The organism is Micromonospora globbae (genome assembly GCF_036184225.1).
Lineage (GTDB): Bacteria > Actinomycetota > Actinomycetes > Mycobacteriales > Micromonosporaceae > Micromonospora > Micromonospora globbae.
On sequence record NZ_CP108084.1, the window covers coordinates 1,978,097 to 1,995,139 of the forward strand.

Below are 17,043 nucleotides of genomic sequence, written 5' to 3' on the forward strand. Positions count from 1 at the left end.
CGGGTGCCGGCCAGCGTGTTTCCCCCTGTATGTCAGGTCTGTGTGGTGGTTAGCTGTGGGGGTGTCAGCTGTTCCAGTGCTGGGCGACCAGGTCGGCGGCCTGCTGCTCCCACTGGGCGTAGGCGTCCGGGTACGCCGACACCTGCACGGTCTGGGCGGCGTCGGTCAGGGGCATGTCCTGCCAGCCGTCGACCTGCTTCAGGCCCTTGAGGAACGCGGTGGTGGAGTACTCGGGGTCGGTGATCTGCTCCGGCGTGCCCCAACCCGAGCTCGGGCGCTGCTGGAACAGGCCCAGCGAGTCGTGGTCGTTGGCGTCGCCGAGGTGGCCCAGGTTCTCCAGCTTGGATTCCTGAAGGCTCGTGGCGATGGAGATGACCGCCGCCCGCTCGGGCAGGCCGTTCTTCTTCGTCGCCGCGATGATCGCCTTGACGTTCGCGACCTGCTCGTCGTTCAGCTCGATACGCGACTGCGCACCCTGGGTGCCGTGCGGGATCAGCTTCGCCGTGTCCACGCCCGGCTTGTCCGCCTGCACGACCGCCACCGGCCGCGCGTCGACCGCGTGGTGGCCGCTGGTGTGGGCCGCGATCGGGCCACCGACCACGCCACCGGCGAACGCCAGACCAGCGATACCGAGCACGCTCTTACGCAGGATCGTGTTCATGATGAAAGCTCCTCGGGGGTGAAGGTCCACGCCCGTTCGGGGGATCGGGGCGTGGATCTCGGGGGACGAGCACACGGGTGCGCTCGAAGGGGGGAAAGTCTCGGGGGGTCCGCGGCCTGTGGTGGGCGGGGGTGCCGCACCGGGCCGGGTCCGTGTCCAACGACCCGGGCCGGCCGTCATTCCCCGGCGCCAGGCCGGGGGGGCGGCGGCGGGGCGGTGCCCTACCGGGGCCGTGGATCGGTGTGCAACGACCGGCGGCCGGCCATCATTCCCGGGACCTCACCTGTGCCGGCGGGCCACCGGGGCCGGGGGCCTGCTGCCTCGGCCGTCAGGGGTGTTCAACGACCCCGGCCCGCCCACGATTCCGGCCCCAGGGTGCCACCGACCACACCCCAGACCACCCACAACCGGACAGCCGGCGATCCGCCGGCACCCCCGACCGGCAGATCAGCCCCACACCGCCGACACCACGGCATACCGGACATCCGGAGCCGCCGGGCGGCCGGCGCCGACTCGACCAAACCCGCGCAGCCCCGTCACCGGCGGACCACAAGCCCCGGACCGCCCGGGATCGCCCACCCGACCAGCCAGCCGCCGCCCCGCACGACGAGTCGATCACGCCTCGGCCCGCACGAAACGCAGTCGATCAACACCGGCCGGCCCGGCGGGCGTTACCCTGGCACCATGCAGGGCACTTCACCGAGCCTCGCCGGCGTGGCCTTCCTGGCCCGACCGGGGCGCCCTGCGGTGGTCACCCCCACCCTCGCCGAACTCACCGGACCCACGCACGGCATCGTCGAGCTGCCGGTACGCCTCATGTGGAACGCCGAGCGCACGTTCGACCTCGCCGACCCCGACCAGTTGCTCTGGCTCTACGAGAACGTGCTGCGCGAGACCACCCGCACCGAGGACCTGCGCCAGCTGATCGACGGTCGCACCCTGCGCCAGGTGTGGCCCCTGCTCAACCTTCCCCGCGGCGTACGCCGGGCGTGGGAGGAGCGCCACCCGGCGCTGCGCGACGCGTGAACGCACCCCACCTGCACGAGTTCTACCGCGAGGTGGCCCGCGTGGCGCTCACGGCCGCCGGACCGCACCGGTTCGTCCTCGGCGGCGGCGTGGCCTGGGCCGCGCACGGGCTGGTCGCCCGCCCCACCGAGGACGTCGACCTCTTCGCCGACGTCGAGGGCGCCGCCGCGGCCGCCGCCGCGGGTGTGCGTACCGCCCTCGAACGGGCCGGCTTCGAGGTGGCCGACGCCGACCCGGACGGCGACGTCGCCGACCTGTTCGAGGGCTACGAGCAGGACATGAAGGACTTCGTGGTGAGCCGGGACGGCCGGCAGATCCGGCTGAGCCTGGCCCGCCTCGACCGGCACCGCAGCCCCGTCGTGATGGATCTCGGCCCGGTCATGGACGTCCGCGACCTCGTCGCCAACAAGATCGCCGCCCTCGTGAACCGGCGCGAGGTACGCGACTACATCGACGTCGCCGCGGCCCTCGACCACTACGACGTGGCGGAGCTGCTCGACCTGGCCCGTCAGGTCGACCCCGCCCTCGACCCGGAGGACGTCCGCGCCGCCGGCCGCTACCTGGATCGCATCCCCGCGCAGCGGTTCGCCCGCTACGGCCTCGATGCCGCGGCGGTGGCGCGGGTCCGGCAGCGCCTCGCCACCTGGCCCCGCTGACCGCCGGCCGGGCCGCCACCCGACGGCGCCCCGCGACTCAGGTGATCGGGCGGCCACCCGTCACGCCCAGCACCTCCCCCGTCACGAAGCTCGACTCCTGGGAGGCGAAGAAGACGTACGCGGGCGCCAGCTCGGCCGGCTGCCCCGGCCGCCCGATCGGCGAGCTGGCGCCGAACGACTCCACCGCCTCCTCGGGCATCGTGGCCGGGATCAGCGGCGTCCACACCGCGCCGGGGGCGACCGCGTTCACCCGGATGCCCCGGTCGGCGACGCCGGCGGCGAGGGCCTTCGTGAAGTTCGCGATCCCCGCCTTCGTCGTGGCGTAGTCGATGAGCTGCGGCGACGGCTCGTACGCCTGGATCGACGCCGTGTTGATGATCACCGAGCCGTCGGGCATGTGCGGGAGCGCGGCCTTGCAGAGCCAGAACAGCGCGTACAGGTTGGTCTTCATCACCCGGTCGAACTGTTCGGTGCTGACGCCGAGGATGCCCTTCTCCTGGGACATCTGGTAGCCCGCGACGTTGACGAGGATGTCCAACCCACCGAGGTCGGCGACCGCCCGCTCCACCAGCGCCTCGCAGTGCCGCTCGTCGGCGAGGTCGCCGCGGACGGCCACCCCGCGCCGCCCGGCCTCCTCGACGAGCCGGACGGTGTCCCGGGCGTCGGCGTCCTCCTCCTCGCCCAGGTACGAGATCAGCACGTCGGCGCCCTCCCGGGCGAACGCGATGGCGACGGCCCGGCCGATGCCGGAGTCACCGCCGGTGATGAGCGCCCGCTTGCCGGCGAGCCGGTCGCTGCCCCGGTAGGACTCCTCGCCGTGGTCCGGCCGAGGGGTCATCCGCCCGGTGACCCCGGGCGGGTTCTGCTGCTGCTTCGGCTGCCCCGAACGCTGGCCGTACTGGCTGGTCGGGTCCTGCTGGCGGTACTGGTCCTCACTCACCGACGTCTCCTCGCGCACCTGCCGGAACGGTCCCCCACCGCCCTACCCGGGCACATCGCCCGGAAACCGCCGGACGCGACGCCGGCACCCGGCGCCGACCTCCCGCCCCGACGGCGCTCACGGACGGTGACTGATCGGGCCCCTGTAACAGGAGTGACGAGCGGTGGTTATGGTGCGCTCGGCGCCCACCGGCGCGTCCACCCCCATGGAAGGGCACATCATGACCTCTCCCTCCGGTCCCTCGCGCCGGCAGGTGCTCGCCGCGGCCGCCGCCGCGGCCGCCGCCCCGCTCGTCGCCGCCGCACCCGCGCACGCGGCCGGCGCGGCCGGGAAGCGCACCTGGGACCTCACCCTCCTGGGTACGTCCGACACCCACGGGAACGTCTACAACTGGGACTACTACGGCGACGCCGAGTACGACGACAGCAAGCACAACGACATCGGCGTCGCGAAGCTGGCCACGCTCATCAACCAGATCCGCGCCGAGCGGCGCGGCAAGGCCACGCTCGTGCTCGACGCCGGCGACACCATCCAGGGCACTCCGCTGGCCACCTTCTACGCCAAGCAGGAGCCGATCACCAGCACCGGCGAGAAGCACCCCATGGCCCGCGCCATGAACATCATCGACTACGACGCCGTGACGCTGGGCAACCACGAGTTCAACTACGGCCTGCCGCTGCTGGACCTCTGGATCCGCCAGCTCGGCTTCCCGGCCCTGGCCGCCAACGCGATCAACGCGAAGACCGGCAAGCCGGCCTTCCTGCCGTACGTCATCAAGAAGGTCTCCCTCGGCTTCGCCGCACCGACCCTGCGGGTCGGCATCCTCGGCCTCACGAACCCCGGCGTGGCCATCTGGGACCGCGGCAACGTCGAGGGCAGGCTGCGCTTCGACGACATGATCGCGACCGCGGCGAAGTACGTGCCGATCATGCGCGAGCGCGGCGCCGACATCGTGCTGATCTCGGCGCACGGCGGCGACAGCGGCACCTCCAGCTACGGACCGGAGCTGCCGAACGAGAACCCCGTGGCGCTGATCGCCCAGCAGGTGCCCGGGATCGACGCCATCCTCTTCGGACACGCGCACAACGAGGTCGTCGAGCGGTTCGTGACCAACGAGAAGACCGGCGAGCAGGTGCTGCTGTCCGAGCCGTCGAAGTGGGGCCAGCGCCTCACCCGGATGGACTTCACGCTCGCCCGCGAGCGCGGCCGGTGGACGATCACCAAGAAGTCCGCCACCATGCTGAACACCAACACCGTCGTGGAGGACCCCAAGGTCCTCGCGGCCGTGCGCGCCCAGCACGCCAAGACCGTGGCGTACGTCAACCAGGTCGTCGCCCGGGCCACGGTGGAGATGTCGACCGTGGAGTCGCGGTACAAGGACACCCCGATCCTGGACTTCATCAACCACGTCCAGGCCGAGACGGTCACCAAGGCGCTGGCCGGCACCCAGTACGCCGACCTGCCGGTGCTGTCGCAGGCCTCGCCGTTCAGCCGCACGGCGGTCTTCCCCGCCGGCGACGTGAAGATCCGCGACGTGGCGGGGCTCTACGTCTTCGACAACACGCTCGAGGCGGTCGTGCTCACCGGCGCCGAGGTGCGCGCCTACCTGGAGTACTCGGCGAAGTACTTCGTGACGCTCGCTCCCGGCGCCCCGGTCGACCCGGAGACCATCAGCGACCCGTTGGTGCCCGACTACAACTACGACGCCCTCTCCGGCGTCGACTACGACATCGACATCGCCAAGCCGGTGGGCCAGCGGATCACCCGGCTCGTGCTGCCCGGCACGGACACCCCGGTGGCCGACGACGCGCAGTTCGTCGTGGCGGTGAACAACTACCGCCGCAGTGGTGGCGGGAACTTCCCCGGCATCGTCAAGACCCAGGTCTACAACGAGCAGCAGGAGATCCGCCAGCTGCTGATCGACTGGGCGCAGGAGAAGGGCACGATCGACCCGGCCGACTTCTTCCAGCCGAACTGGCGGCTCGTCCGCGACGGCGTGCCCGTCTTCTGACCGACGCCCAGGACGGGCCGTGGGGTGAACCCGCGGCCCGTCCGCGTCACCGGCACCGGCCTCAGGCGCCGTGCCGCAGGTCCCAGCGCTCCGGGTCGTCGACCGGCAGCACCCGACCCGGATCCGACTCGGTGAGCGCGATCCGCTCCTCGGGCCGGACCGCGGGCGGCAGCTCGCCGAACCGCACGTGCCGGAGGAACGCGTACTCCTCCTCGGTGAAGCTCGGCTCGCCGTGGTCGGTGCTCGGCCCACCGTGGTCGTCGCTCATCGGGCACCCCCTCTCGCGCAGGTCCATTCTCGCCCCGGCACGGCACGGACACGAGCACCCGTCGGGCCGCGGGCGACTCCCCCACTCGGCCGCTGGTCGCGGCTCCCGTCGTCGGGTGCCTTGTCGGTTCCCGCGGACCTCACATCGCGTAAGGCATCCTAGGATCCTGGGTGGTAGAAGGACTGCGCGACGAACGGGTGCGTCGGTGACCGGCGGCGACAGGCCCCGGGCCGAGCCGACCCAGGCCGCGTCCGCAGCGGGTCACGGTGGGGCGGCCCGACCTCCGGGACTGTCACGTCGAGGTGGGACGCGCGTGCGGGCTCCCCGGACGGGGTCAGGCCGACGGCGGGGTCAGGCCGACACGGCGTCCCGCCGGTCACGGCGGCGAGGCCCCGGCAGGCGGTCCAGCACCGCGAGGACGGCCCGCACCTCCGGACGCGCCATCGCCTGGTCGAAGCTCGCCCGGCCCTGGCAGAACCGCACGAACATCCGCCAGCCGGGCGGGGTCGCCACGAGGCCGTGGAACGCCTCCGGCCGGCGCGAGAAGAGATCGAGTAACCGATGGCCGGCCCGCATCGAGGGCACCAACCGCTCGGCCACCGCCCGCTCGTACGCGCCCAGGTCACCCTCGGCCACCGCCGCGCCCGCCAGCTCACCGGAGCGCAGCGCGTAGCTGATCCCCTCCCGGCTCCACGGTTCGAGCAGCCCGGCGGCGTCCCCGACGACCAGCACCCGCCCGTGGCGCAGCGGGGAATCCTCCGCCCGGCAGCGGGTCAGGTGCCCGGAGTCGTGCGCGGCCGGGGCGTCGGCCAGGCCGAGCCGGTCGACGAACGCCCGCAGGTAGTCCCGCGTGCGCTCCCCCTCCCCGCGCGCCGCGATCACACCGACGGTGAGCCGGTCGCCCTTCGGGAAGACCCAGGCGTACGACCCGGGCAGCGGCCCCCAGTCCAGCAGCACGTGGCGGCGCCACCGCTCCTGCTGCTCCGGCGGCACCTCGATCTCCAGCTCCAGCCCCAGGTCCACCTGCCGGTAGCGGACGCCCACGTGCCGGGCGGTGACCCCGGAGGAGCCGTCCGCGCCGATCACCGTCCGCGCCCGCACGGTGGAGCCGTCGGCCAACCGCAGGCGTACGCCGTCCGCGTCCTGTTCGAGCGCCCGCACCGGGGCCCGCTCGCGTACCTCGGCCCCGGCCTCCACCGCGGCGGCGCGCAACCGGTCGTCGAACTCCTCCCGGCGCACCATCGTGATGAGCGGCCCACCGTGCCGGCGGCTGAACTGGCGCCGCCCGTTGCGGGTGAACGTCACCCGGTCGACGCGGTCGTGGGCGGGCACCTCGATCCGGTCCTGGACGGCGGCCAGCGACGTGCCGATCAGGCCACCGCCGCAGGTCTTGTACCGCGGATGGGCGGCCCGCTCGACGACCAGGGTGCGTACGCCCGCGCGGGCCGCGGCGTACGCGGCGGAGAGCCCGGCGGGGCCTGCCCCCACCACGGCGAGATCCCAGACGATCACGGATGCAGCCTAGGGCACCCCGGCGCGCCCCGACCGCCGGCAGGGCCCCGCGCCGCCCGGTCCGCCCCCCTTTCGGGTGGGCATCTTCGGGCGGCCAAGGGGTAACCGCGCAGCGCAACCGCCGGTCCAGCGGCGGGCGCGACCGAAGGAGGACATGATGCAGCGGGTGCAACTGTCGGAGATCGAGGAACGGGTGTACCAGGCGGTCGCCGCACTGGAGGCCCGCGGACAGGTACCGTACCCCGACATGATCGCCGAGGAGGCCGGGCTGACCGAGGAGCAGCTGCACACTCCGCTGCACCTGCTCACCGAGAAGAACCTGCTGCACCGGGAGGACTCGCCGATGGCCGGGCTGGATTTCGGTCCGCGGTTCTGCGCGCGCCAGATGGCGTGACCTTCGCGAGGGTTCCTCCCCCGCTGGCCGGGGTAGCGGTCAGGGGTACATGATCGACGGTCGACGGGGGGCACGATGAGCGCGGCGGGTACCCAGCCGGCCGACATCGACCCAGCAGAGAACCGGCGACGCTGGCAGGCCCTCGGGGTCGGCCTGGTCGCCGCGTTCATGACGTTGCTCGACGTCAGCATCGTCAACGTGGCCGTGCCCTCTCTGGACCGGGCACTCCACGCGTCGCCCAGTGACCTCCAGTGGGTTCTCTCCGGGTACGCGCTGACGTTCGGCCTCGTCCTCGTCCCCGCCGGACGCTTCGGCGACGCCCGGGGCCGGCGCAACGCGTTCGTCTTCGGGATCGGACTGTTCACCCTCACCAGCGCGTTCGCCGGCCTGGCGCCCTCCCCCACCTGGCTCGTCATCGCCCGACTCCTCCAGGGCGCCGCGGCCGGCATCGTCAACCCCCAGGTCACCGGCGTCATCCAGGAGATGTTCCGCGGGCCCGAGCGGGCGCGCCCCTTCGGGCTGCTGGGCGCCACCATCGGCATCTCCACCGCCGTCGGGCCGCTGCTCGGCGGACTGCTCATCGCCCTCGGCGGCCAGGACCACGGCTGGCGGTACGTCTTCTTCGTCAACGTGCCGGTCGGCATCATCGCGATGATCCTCGGGTGGCGGCTGCTCCCCAGCCGGGTCAAGGGGCACGGGGACCAGCACCGACTCGACCCCGTGGGGGTGGTGCTGCTCGGCGTCGGCGTCCTGCTCGTGCTGCTGCCGCTCGTGCAGGAACAGCAGTGGCGGACGCCGTGGAAGTGGACGCTCATCCCCGTCGGGCTGCTGGTGCTGCTCGCGTTCGCGCTGTGGGAACGGCGGTACGCGCGGCAACGGCAGCCGCTGTTCGACCTGAAGCTGTTCCGTTTCCGGTCGTACACGTTGGGCGCGCTGATCGCCCTCATCTACTTCGGCGGGTTCACGGCGATCTTCTTCATCTTCACGCTCTTCCTGCAGAACGGGCACGGCTACAGCGCCCTGATCGCCGGCCTGGCCATCACCCCGTTCGCGCTCGGCTCGGCGGCCGCCTCCGCGCTCGGTGGCCGCATCGTCAACCGCCTGGGCCGACCACTGGTCGCCGGCGGGCTGCTCGCCGTGGTCCTCGGCCTCGCCGGCACGGCACTGGCCCTCCGGCTCTTCCCGAACGCGCCGGTGCCGTGGGTGACGGCGGCGCCCCTGCTCCTCGCCGGCCTGGGCAGCGGGCTGGTGATCGCGCCGAACCAGACGCTCACCCTCTCCGAGGTGCCCGTACCGCAGGCGGGCAGCGGCGCCGGCATGCTCCAGACCGGGCAGCGGATCGGGGCGGCCGCCGGCATCGCCGCGGTCGGCTCGGTGTTCTTCGCCGCGCTGGCCAGCAGCCGGGGCGACTGGACGTCGGCGTTCGAGCACGCCCTCGTGGTGGCGACCATCATCATCGCGCTCGCGCTGGTCGCCGCCGTCGTGGACATCATCCTCGGCCGCCACGACCCCTGAGACCGCCGACGCCCCCGACCCTACCCCGTCGATCATGAGGTTGGCGGGGAGGATTGTCCGGCTCGCCCCCGCCAACCTCATGATCACCGCGACGGGGTGGGCCGGCCGGGACACGACGATGGCCGGCACCCTCGGGGTGCCGGCCATCGTGTGGTTGCGGTTGTCAGCTGTTCCAGTGCTGGGCGACGAGGTCGGCGGCCTGCTGTTCCCACTGGGCGTAGGCGTCGGGGTAGGCCGATACCTGCACGGTCTGGGCGGCGTCGGTCAGGGGCATGTCCTGCCAGCCGTCGACCTGCTTCAGGCCCTTGAGGAACGCGGTGGTGGAGTACTCGGGGTCGGTGATCTGCTCCGGCGTGCCCCAACCCGAGCTCGGGCGCTGCTGGAACAGGCCCAGCGAGTCGTGGTCGTTGCGGTCACCGAGGTGGCCCAGGTTCTCCAGCTTGGATTCCTGAAGGCTCGTGGCGATGGAGATGACCGCCGCCCGCTCGGGCAGGCCGTTCTTCTTCGTCGCCGCGATGATCGCCTTCGCGTTCGCGGTCTGCTCGTCGTTCAGGGCGATGCGGGACTGGGCGCCCTGGGTGCCGTGCGGGATCAGCTTCGCCGTGTCCACGCCCGGCTTGTCGGTGTGGACGACCGCGACGGGCTTCGCCTCGTGCACCGGGGCGGCGTGGGCGGTCACGGGGCCGGCGGCCACACCGGTGGCGAAGGCCAGACCAGCGACACTGAGCATGCTCTTCCGCAGGATCGTGTTCATGATCAAAGCTCCTCGGGGGGTGAAGGTCCACACCCGTTCGGGGGATCGGGGCGTGGATCTCAGGGGGACGAGCACGGGCGTGCTCGAAAGGGGGGGAAGTCTCGGGGGGTTCCACGGCGCGTGGTGGGCGGGGGTGCCGCACCGGGCCGGGTCCGTATCCAACGACCCGGGGCCGGCCGTCATTCCCCGGCGCCAGGCCGGGGGGCGGCGGCGGGGCGGTGCCCTACCGGGGCCGTGGTTCGGTGTTCAACGACCGGCGGCCGGCCATCATTCCCGGGGGTCCCGCCGATCGGGCGGGCCACGCAGGCCGGGGGGCCTGCTGCCTCGGCCGTCAGGGGTGTTCAACGACCCCGGCCCGCCCACGATTCCGGCCCCCGAGTGCCACCGGCCACACCCCAGACCACCCCATACCGGACAGCCGGCGATCCGCCACCGCACGGGGCGAGCAGGTCCACCCCATGCGGCCCGACACCCGGCATACCGGATGGCCGGACCCTGGCCGCCCGACCGGCGCGCCGCGCAACATGTCGCAACAGACCGCCCCCAGCGCCGGCGCGCCCGGCCCGAACACGACAAACGGCCGGCCCCTACCGGGGCCGGCCGAACGTCGACACACTCACCAGAGCTGCTGGACGATGTCCGCCGCTTGGTCCTCCCACTGGGCGTACGCGAACGGGTACGCCGAGACCTGCACGGTCTGCGCGGCCTGGGTCAGCGGCAGGCCCTGCCACCCGTCGACGTTCTTCAGCGCGTTGAAGAACGCGGTGGCGGAGTAGTCCGGGTCGGTGATCTGGTCGGGCGTGCCCCAACCGGACGACGGGCGCTGCTGGAACAGGCCCTGCGAGTCGTGGTCGTTGTACGCGCCGAGGTGGCCGAGGTTGTACAGCTTCGACTCCTGCAGCGACGTGGCCACGCCGATCACCGCGCCCCGCTCACCCACGCCGGTCTTCTTGGCGGCCTCGATGATGGCCTTGGCGTTGGAGAGCTGCGCGTCGTCCAGCGGGATGCGCGACTGGGCGCCCTGGACGCCGTACGGGACGAGCTTGTCCCGGCTCGGCTTGGCGCTGAACGGGTTGCCGTGGCCGGACCCGGTGGTCAGGCCCGACTTGGCCTGGTCGTCGTGCCGCTCCGCCCCCGGCTTGCCGGTGGCGAGGTCGATGGCGGCGATGGCACCCTCGTGGGGTCCGGCAGTGACGGGGGCGGCCACTGCGGTCGGCCCGAGTGCGAGGCCGCCGATGGCGGCAACACCCACGACGCTCAGTGCGGTCTTGCGGTAAGAGTCCTTCGCGATGGCCGGGAGCCATCGAGTGAAGTCCAGCTTCACGATGGTTGCCCTTTCGATCATGCGAAGCGCTCGGGGATGAGCACTCCTCGGGGGATGTCCGCACCGGAAACGGGTTTGTGCTCGGGCGGTACGGGGGACACAACGAGGTTGGCCTGTCGGTCATTCCGGATATGCGCAGGCCCCGGCCGGATGCGATCCCGGTCACCTCGGGAACACGGACAGTCAGCACAGGCCGGCCGAGACGCCGCGTCGTGCCGTCCGGTCAGGCGACGCGAACCCGACGGACGACGCGACCGGTCCGATATTGATCAGTCGAGCCGACAGGCACCGGGCGCGGCGGAAACGCCGCATCGACAGGGGCCGAGCCGCATGCAGCGGGCGACGGGTCGACGCGAGCGCGGGCGACCAGGATGTCGGTGTCAGCACCACCGAAGCCGCCCGCGTCACCAACAGCGGCGGGAGGGCGGTGATTCCAACCGGTGTCGGCGGCGCCGCAGCGGTGCGAGCGGCAACCGCCCAGCGGATCGACCGGGGGTCAGCGCTCCCGGTCGCCGTCGGTGCCGAAGCCGTCGAGCGTCGACCGCTCCTCGAGGGTGCGCAGCTCCTGGAAGACGGTGATGTGGAGGTCGGCCGGCGCGTCGAGGCGGGCGTTCAGCGACTGCCAGGGGGTGACGGTCGGCGGGGCGATCTCCTCCGCACCGGCGGCGACCAGGCGCGCGGTCGCGGCCCTGGCGTCGTCGACCTCGAACGCGACCCGGATGCGAGGCGCCACCTGCCGGCCCACCTCGACGTCGTCGATCATCCGCTTCTGCGCCGGGTTCGCGATCTCCAGGGTCGCCCGTCCGGCGTCCAAGATGACGACCCGGGCGTCACCGTCACCGGAGAAGGCGGCCTGCTCGGGAAGGCCGAGCGCGTCGCGGAAGAACGCGACCGCCGATTCGTAGTCCTCGGCCTCGACGACGAGCCGGAGTTGACGGACGGCGGGCGGACGGTCGGCGGCATCGTGGGGCACGCCGACCGATCCTAGCCGCCCCGGACACGCGGGCCCCCGGCGGCCGGGACCGGACGATAGGGTGTGGAACCCCATGGCGTACGGCGAGGAGCCCGGATGAGCGAGGTACGGCACGTCCTGCGGCCCGTCGGCTGGGTCGAGTCGCCGCTCACCGATGCGGCGACCGCGCCGAAGCAGGGCGACGAGGGCGCGCCCGAGTCCTGGCTGGTCTTCGTGCCGGAGGTCGCGCCGGCCGTACGGGACCTGCGCCCCGGCACCGACGTGCTGGTGCTCACCTGGCTCGACCGGGCCCGCCGGGACGTGCTGACGGTGCACCCGCGCGGGGACGTGTCCCGGCCGGAGACCGGTGTGTTCGCCACCCGGTCGCCCCACCGGCCGAATCCGATCGGGCTGCACCGCGTACGCCTGCTGGCCGTCGACGGCCTGCGCGTGCGGGTGGCGGACCTGGAGGCGCTGGACGGCACCCCGGTGCTCGACGTCAAGCCGGTGCTGGGCGGCCCAGACGAGCGCTGACCCCCGCGGCGGCGGGCGGCGCTCGCGGGACCGCCGCCGGCACCGGCGGCGGTCCCGGACTCCACGACCGCCTCGGGTCAGTGGCCGCGCGCGATCCACTCGTCGAGGTGCGGCGCCTCGGCGCCGATGCTGGTGTCGTCGCCGTGCCCGGTGTGGACGACCGTCTCGGGCGGCAGGGTGAGCAGCCGGGTCCGGATCGACTCGATGATCGTGCCGAAGTCGCTGTACGAGCGGCCGGTGGCGCCCGGTCCGCCGGCGAAGAGGGTGTCGCCGGTGAACACGGCGCCCAGCGCCGGCGCGTGGAAGCTGCAGGCGCCGGGGCTGTGACCTGGGGTGTGCAGCACCCGCAGCGCGATGCCGGCCACCTCGACGGTGGCGCCGTCCCGCAGGTCGCCGCCGGGTGCCACGTCCGGGTGGACCAGGTCCCACAGCACCCGGTCGGCCGGGTGCAGCAGTACCGGCGCCCCCGTGGCCCGGGCCAGCGCCGGGGCGGCCCGGACGTGGTCGTCGTGCGCGTGCGTGGCGAGGATCGCGCGGACCCGGCGCTCCCCCACCACCGTCAGGATCGCGTCGGCGTCGTGCGGCGCGTCCAGGACGACGCACTCGTCGTCGTCGCCGACCACCCAGACGTTGTTGTCGACGTCGAAGGTCTGCCCGTCGAGGGAGAAGGTGCCGGAGGTGACGGCGTGGTCGACGCGGGCGGTCACGGGAACACCACCACCGACCGCAGCACGTCGCCGCGGTGCATCCGGGCGAACGCCTCCTCGACCTGGTCCAGGGCGATCTCCTCGGTGACGAACGCGTCGAGGTCGAGGCGGCCCTGCAGGTAGAGCGAGGTCAGCATCGGGAAGTCGCGGCTGGGCAGGCAGTCGCCGTACCAGCTCGACTTGAGGGCGCCGCCGCGGCCGAACACGTCGAGCAGCGGCACCTCGACGGTCATCTCCGGGGTCGGCACGCCGACCAGCACCACGGTCCCGGCGAGGTCGCGGCCGTAGAAGGCCTGCTTCCACGTCTCCGGGCGGCCCACCGCGTCGATGACCACGTCGGCGCCGAAGCCGCCGGTGGCGGCGCGGATCGCCTCGACCGGGTCCTCGGCGGAGGCGTCGACGGTGTGGGTGGCGCCGAACCGGCGGGCCCAGTCGAGCTTGCGCGCGTCGGTGTCGATCGCGACGATCGTCGTCGCGCCCGCCAGCGCCGCGCCCGCGACGGCCGCGTCCCCGACACCGCCGCAGCCGATCACGGCCACCGAGTCGCCGCGGGTCACGCCACCGGTGTTCATCGCCGCGCCGAGACCGGCCATGATCCCGCAGCCGAGCAGCCCCACGGCGGCGGGCCGGGCGGCCGGGTCCACCTTCGTGCACTGCCCGGCGTGCACGAGCGTCTTCTCGGCGAATGCGCCGATGCCCAGGGCGGGGGCCAGCTCGGTGCCGTCGGTGAGGGTCATCTTCTGCGAAGCGTTGTGCGTGGCGAAGCAGTACCAGGGGCGGCCACGCCGGCAGGCCCGGCAGACCCCGCAGACCGCCCGCCAGTTGAGGATGACGAAGTCGCCCGGGGACACCTCGGTGACACCCTCGCCCACCTCCTCGACGATGCCGGCCGCCTCGTGCCCGAGCAGGAAGGGGTAGTCGTCGGTGATGCCGCCCTCGCGGTAGTGCAGGTCGGTGTGGCAGACCCCGCACGACTGGATCCGGACGACCGCCTCACCGGGCCCCGGGTCCGGCACCACGATGGTGGTGACCTCGACGGGCGCGCCCTTGCTGCGGGAGATGACTCCCCGGACCTCCTGGCTCACGGTTTCCCCTCCTGCTCAAGCGGTGGTGTCGGGGGCGGCCGGTCGGCGCGCGGCACGACCGCCGGTCGGCCCGGGCTGAACCTATCGCGATCTTCGCGCCCGGCCTAGAGCCCCGACACGCCGGACCAGCCCGAGCACGCCGGACCAGCCCGAGCAAACCGGACCAGCCCGGCGCACCGGACCGGCGGGCGACGCCGTACGGGCGGGTTAGCTCGGCCGGCCCCGGGGTAGGCGGGGGCACGGTCCGACTCTCACCGCAGGGAGTAATCATGAAGGTGGCACACGTGCCGCTCCGCGCCGCCGTCGGCGCGTTCGTGCTCAACTCGGGCCTGTCGAAGCGGAACCTGGAGGGCGAGGCGGCGCAGGGGATGCACGGCATGGCCGTCGGCGCCATCCCCCAGCTGCGGCAGATCCCGCCGGACCGGTTCGCCAAGCTGCTGTCGTACAGCGAGGTGGCGCTGGGGGCGGCGCTGCTCGTCCCCTTCGTCCCGTCGGCCCTGGTCGGTCTCGGGCTGACCGCCTTCGGCGCCGGCCTGGTGCAGCTCTACCTGAAGACGCCGGGGCTGCGCCAGCCCGGCAGCGTACGCCCCACCGAGGCGGGCACCGGGCTGGCCAAGGACGTCTGGCTGGTCGGCGCCGGGCTGACGCTGGTGCTCGACGGCCTCACGCCCCGCCGCTCGCGCGGTTGACGGCCACCGCCCCGCCGGCCGCGCCCGGCAGGGTGACCGGTTCGGCGGACGCCGCGTCGGCGGCGAGCCGGCGGCGGGCCGCGTTGCGGTAGCGGAGCACCTGGACGGCGCCGAGCGCCCAGAGCGCGTACTGCACGGCGAACGCCCAGCGGAACGCGGCCAGGTCCGGCGTGCCACGGCCGGACGGGGTGGCGAGGTCGAGCACCACGCCGACGGCGAGCACCAGGATGATCGAGGCCACGAAGCCGCCGACGTTCACGATGCCGGAGGCGCTGCCCATCCGGCTGGCCGGGTTGAAGGTCCGGGCGTAGTCGAAGCCGATCATCGAGGCGGGGCCGTTGACGGCCAGCACGAGCACCAGCACGACGAGCAGCCACCGGGGAGCGGGCCCGGGCCAGGCGAGCACCACGGTCCAGGCGGCCGCGGTGGTGGCCACCACCGTGAAGACCAGCACCGAGCGGCGCAGCGGGTGCCGGCCGCAGAGGTGGGCCAGCAGCGGGCCGACGAGGAGGCCCGCGACCGTCATCACGGTGAGCAGGGACGCTGCCGCGGTGGGCGTGAGGCCCTGCCCCTGCACCAGGAACGGGTAACCCCAGAGCAGGGCGAAGACGGTGCCGGAGAACTGGGTGACGAAGTGCGTCCACAGGCCGAGCCGGGTGCCCGGGTGGGCCCAGGCGGCGGCGAGGACCGGGCGGACCGTTGCCGGCCGGGGTGACCCCGGGGCGGTCTCGCGGTGGGGCGTGTCCCGCACGGCGACGAGCACCAGCAGCACGGCCGTCGCGCCCAGCGCCGCGGCGACGAGGAACGCCGGGGTCCAGCCGGCGTGGTGCAGCAGCGCCACCAGGGGTACGGCGCCGAGGATCGCGCCGAGCTGGCCCAGGGTGCCGGTGAGCTGCACGACGAGCGGGTTGGTGCGGCCCGGGAACCAGAACGTCACGATCCGCAGCACGCTGATGAAGGTCATCGCGTCGCCGAGCCCGACGAGGATCCGCGCCACGACGGCGAGCCGCACGTCGGTGGCGAGGGCGAAGCAGAGCTGGCCGGCGACCATGAGCACGCCGCCGACGACGAGCAGTCGCCGCGAGCCGAACCGGTCGAGCAGCATCCCGACCGGGATCTGCATCGCCGCGTACACGGCGAGCTGGGCCACGGAGAAGGTGGCCAGCGCGGAGGCGTTGATGTGGAACCGGTCCGCGGCGTCGACCCCGGTGACGCCGAGGGAGCTGCGGTGGAAGACGGCCGCCACGTACGCGGCGAGGGCCACGCCCCAGACGAGCAGGGCGGAGCGGCGGGAGACGGTGGGGGCGGCGCTCACCGCAGGGTCCGCAGCACGGTCGCCGAGTTGTCGATGTGTGCCGCGACGGCGGCCAGCCACCGTGCCGGATCGTCGTCGTCGAGGGCCGCGAGCTGCGCGGCGTGCTCGGTCAGCGCCACGTCGGCCCAGCCGGGCGAGAGGCGGAAGCTCGCCTCGCCCATGCGCAGCTGCCGGTCGCGCAGCCGCTGGTACAGCTCGGCGAGGATCTCGTTGCCGGCGGCGTCCACCACGGTGGCGTGGAAGGCCCGGTCGGCGGCCATCAACGCGCTCAGGTCACCGGCCGCGTGCGCGGCGCGCATCTCGGTCAGCCAGCGACCGAGGTCGGCCTTGAGCTCGGCGCGGCGGGCCCAGACCCGCTCGGCGGCGTGCAGCTCGACCAGGCGGCGGGCCTCGACGACGTCGGCGATCTCGCGGGCGGACACCGGCCGGATCAGGGCGCCCCGCTTCGGGTAGAGCTTCACGAGCCCTTCCGACTCCAGCCGCAGCAGCGCCTCGCGCACCGGCGTCCGGGAGACACCGGTCGCCTCGGCGATCTCCCCCTCGCTGACGAGCGACCCGCCGGGGTAGACCTGCTCGAGGATGGCCTGCTTGAGGTGGCGGTACGCGCGCTCCGCGGCGGACGGCGCGGCGGCCCGGGAGGGCGCCGAGGGATGCGTCATGTATCTATCGTGCGCCCATGGTGGAGGCGCGTGCCGGGGTG

General features: G+C 73.3%; 17 protein-coding genes and 2 pseudogenes. 7 read left to right on the forward strand and 12 right to left on the reverse strand.

The genetic code is table 11. The features are described from left to right. Nucleotides 1-64 precede the first annotated feature (64 nt). Complete coding sequence (locus OG994_RS08830) at nucleotides 65-661, reverse strand: hypothetical protein (RefSeq protein WP_328852784.1); 597 nt, start codon at nucleotides 659-661, stop codon at nucleotides 65-67. Nucleotides 662-1,345: 684 nt separating this feature from the next. Between OG994_RS08830 and OG994_RS08835 the strand changes: the two genes are divergently transcribed. Both OG994_RS08835 and OG994_RS08840 read left to right on the forward strand, forming a co-directional pair. Then, nucleotides 1,346-1,687 (forward strand): hypothetical protein, encoded by a 342-nt coding sequence (locus OG994_RS08835; protein ID WP_120331329.1) that lies wholly within the window; start codon nucleotides 1,346-1,348, stop codon nucleotides 1,685-1,687. Then, nucleotides 1,684-2,343, forward strand: a complete 660-nt coding sequence (locus OG994_RS08840; RefSeq protein ID WP_240033178.1) for a nucleotidyl transferase AbiEii/AbiGii toxin family protein — start codon at nucleotides 1,684-1,686, stop codon at nucleotides 2,341-2,343. Before OG994_RS08835 ends, OG994_RS08840 begins: the two co-directional genes overlap by 4 nt. A 37-nt stretch (nucleotides 2,344-2,380) precedes the next feature. On the opposite strand, the gene OG994_RS08845 is transcribed toward OG994_RS08840, so the two are convergent. Next, a complete protein-coding gene (locus OG994_RS08845; RefSeq protein ID WP_328852785.1) occupies nucleotides 2,381-3,283 on the reverse strand; it encodes an SDR family oxidoreductase in 903 nt (300 codons plus the stop codon). Between the two features lie 220 nt (nucleotides 3,284-3,503). Between OG994_RS08845 and OG994_RS08850 the strand changes: the two genes are divergently transcribed. After that, nucleotides 3,504-5,294: a bifunctional metallophosphatase/5'-nucleotidase gene (locus tag OG994_RS08850; RefSeq protein ID WP_328852786.1), complete on the forward strand. Its 1,791-nt coding sequence runs from the start codon at nucleotides 3,504-3,506 to the stop codon at nucleotides 5,292-5,294. Nucleotides 5,295-5,355: 61 nt separating this feature from the next. Here OG994_RS08850 and OG994_RS08855 read toward each other — a convergent pair whose 3' ends face one another. Both OG994_RS08855 and OG994_RS08860 read right to left on the reverse strand, forming a co-directional pair. Then, entirely contained in the window at nucleotides 5,356-5,562 is a 207-nt protein-coding gene (locus tag OG994_RS08855) for a hypothetical protein (protein ID WP_328852787.1), read from the reverse strand. 351 nt (nucleotides 5,563-5,913) lie between these two features. After that, the gene (locus OG994_RS08860) at nucleotides 5,914-7,074 is read right to left on the reverse strand and encodes a geranylgeranyl reductase family protein (protein ID WP_120331327.1); all 1,161 of its coding nucleotides are present in this window, start codon (nucleotides 7,072-7,074) and stop codon (nucleotides 5,914-5,916) included. Between the two features lie 157 nt (nucleotides 7,075-7,231). Here OG994_RS08860 and OG994_RS08865 point away from each other — a divergent pair, with 157 nt between their 5' ends. Both OG994_RS08865 and OG994_RS08870 read left to right on the forward strand, forming a co-directional pair. Beyond that, nucleotides 7,232-7,468, forward strand: a complete 237-nt coding sequence (locus tag OG994_RS08865) for a hypothetical protein (protein ID WP_120331362.1) — start codon at nucleotides 7,232-7,234, stop codon at nucleotides 7,466-7,468. Between the two features lie 75 nt (nucleotides 7,469-7,543). After that, nucleotides 7,544-8,983 (forward strand): MFS transporter, encoded by a 1,440-nt coding sequence (locus tag OG994_RS08870; protein ID WP_328852788.1) that lies wholly within the window; start codon nucleotides 7,544-7,546, stop codon nucleotides 8,981-8,983. Between the two features lie 163 nt (nucleotides 8,984-9,146). Here OG994_RS08870 and OG994_RS08875 read toward each other — a convergent pair whose 3' ends face one another. The 4 genes and pseudogenes from OG994_RS08875 to OG994_RS08885 form a co-directional block, all read right to left on the reverse strand. Further along, nucleotides 9,147-9,737 (reverse strand): hypothetical protein, encoded by a 591-nt coding sequence (locus tag OG994_RS08875; protein WP_328852789.1) that lies wholly within the window; start codon nucleotides 9,735-9,737, stop codon nucleotides 9,147-9,149. A 616-nt stretch (nucleotides 9,738-10,353) separates the two neighbouring features. Beyond that, nucleotides 10,354-10,797, reverse strand: a pseudogene (locus OG994_RS31670) (hypothetical protein); the annotation flags it as partial. Between the two features lie 78 nt (nucleotides 10,798-10,875). Then, nucleotides 10,876-11,061, reverse strand: a pseudogene (locus OG994_RS31675) (hypothetical protein); the annotation flags it as partial. A 496-nt stretch (nucleotides 11,062-11,557) separates the two neighbouring features. After that, on the reverse strand, nucleotides 11,558-12,034 hold the full coding sequence (locus tag OG994_RS08885; protein WP_120331323.1) for a VOC family protein: 477 nt from the start codon (nucleotides 12,032-12,034) through the stop codon (nucleotides 11,558-11,560). 96 nt (nucleotides 12,035-12,130) lie between these two features. Here OG994_RS08885 and tsaA point away from each other — a divergent pair, with 96 nt between their 5' ends. Then, nucleotides 12,131-12,547 carry a tRNA (N6-threonylcarbamoyladenosine(37)-N6)-methyltransferase TrmO gene (gene tsaA, locus OG994_RS08890; protein ID WP_328852790.1) on the forward strand — a complete coding sequence of 139 codons (417 nt, stop codon included), beginning with the start codon at nucleotides 12,131-12,133 and terminating at the stop codon, nucleotides 12,545-12,547. A 77-nt stretch (nucleotides 12,548-12,624) separates the two neighbouring features. On the opposite strand, the gene OG994_RS08895 is transcribed toward tsaA, so the two are convergent. Both OG994_RS08895 and OG994_RS08900 read right to left on the reverse strand, forming a co-directional pair. Further along, nucleotides 12,625-13,254, reverse strand: coding sequence for an MBL fold metallo-hydrolase (locus OG994_RS08895; RefSeq protein WP_120331321.1), 630 nt, complete (start codon nucleotides 13,252-13,254; stop codon nucleotides 12,625-12,627). Beyond that, nucleotides 13,251-14,339: an S-(hydroxymethyl)mycothiol dehydrogenase gene (locus tag OG994_RS08900; protein ID WP_120331320.1), complete on the reverse strand. Its 1,089-nt coding sequence runs from the start codon at nucleotides 14,337-14,339 to the stop codon at nucleotides 13,251-13,253. The genes OG994_RS08895 and OG994_RS08900 overlap by 4 nt, the downstream gene beginning before the upstream one ends. 269 nt (nucleotides 14,340-14,608) lie before the next feature. On the opposite strand from OG994_RS08900, the gene OG994_RS08905 reads away from it, so the two are divergent. Beyond that, nucleotides 14,609-15,028: a hypothetical protein gene (locus OG994_RS08905; protein WP_120331319.1), complete on the forward strand. Its 420-nt coding sequence runs from the start codon at nucleotides 14,609-14,611 to the stop codon at nucleotides 15,026-15,028. Here OG994_RS08905 and OG994_RS08910 read toward each other — a convergent pair. Together OG994_RS08910 and OG994_RS08915 are read right to left on the reverse strand one after the other, a co-directional pair. After that, complete coding sequence (locus OG994_RS08910; RefSeq protein WP_328852791.1) at nucleotides 15,003-16,343, reverse strand: MFS transporter; 1,341 nt, start codon at nucleotides 16,341-16,343, stop codon at nucleotides 15,003-15,005. The two genes, OG994_RS08905 and OG994_RS08910, sit on opposite strands and share 26 nt — an antisense overlap. Next, on the reverse strand, nucleotides 16,340-17,002 hold the full coding sequence (locus tag OG994_RS08915) for a GntR family transcriptional regulator (protein WP_328852792.1): 663 nt from the start codon (nucleotides 17,000-17,002) through the stop codon (nucleotides 16,340-16,342). The genes OG994_RS08910 and OG994_RS08915 overlap by 4 nt, the downstream gene beginning before the upstream one ends. Between the last annotated feature and the right edge of the window lie 41 nt (nucleotides 17,003-17,043).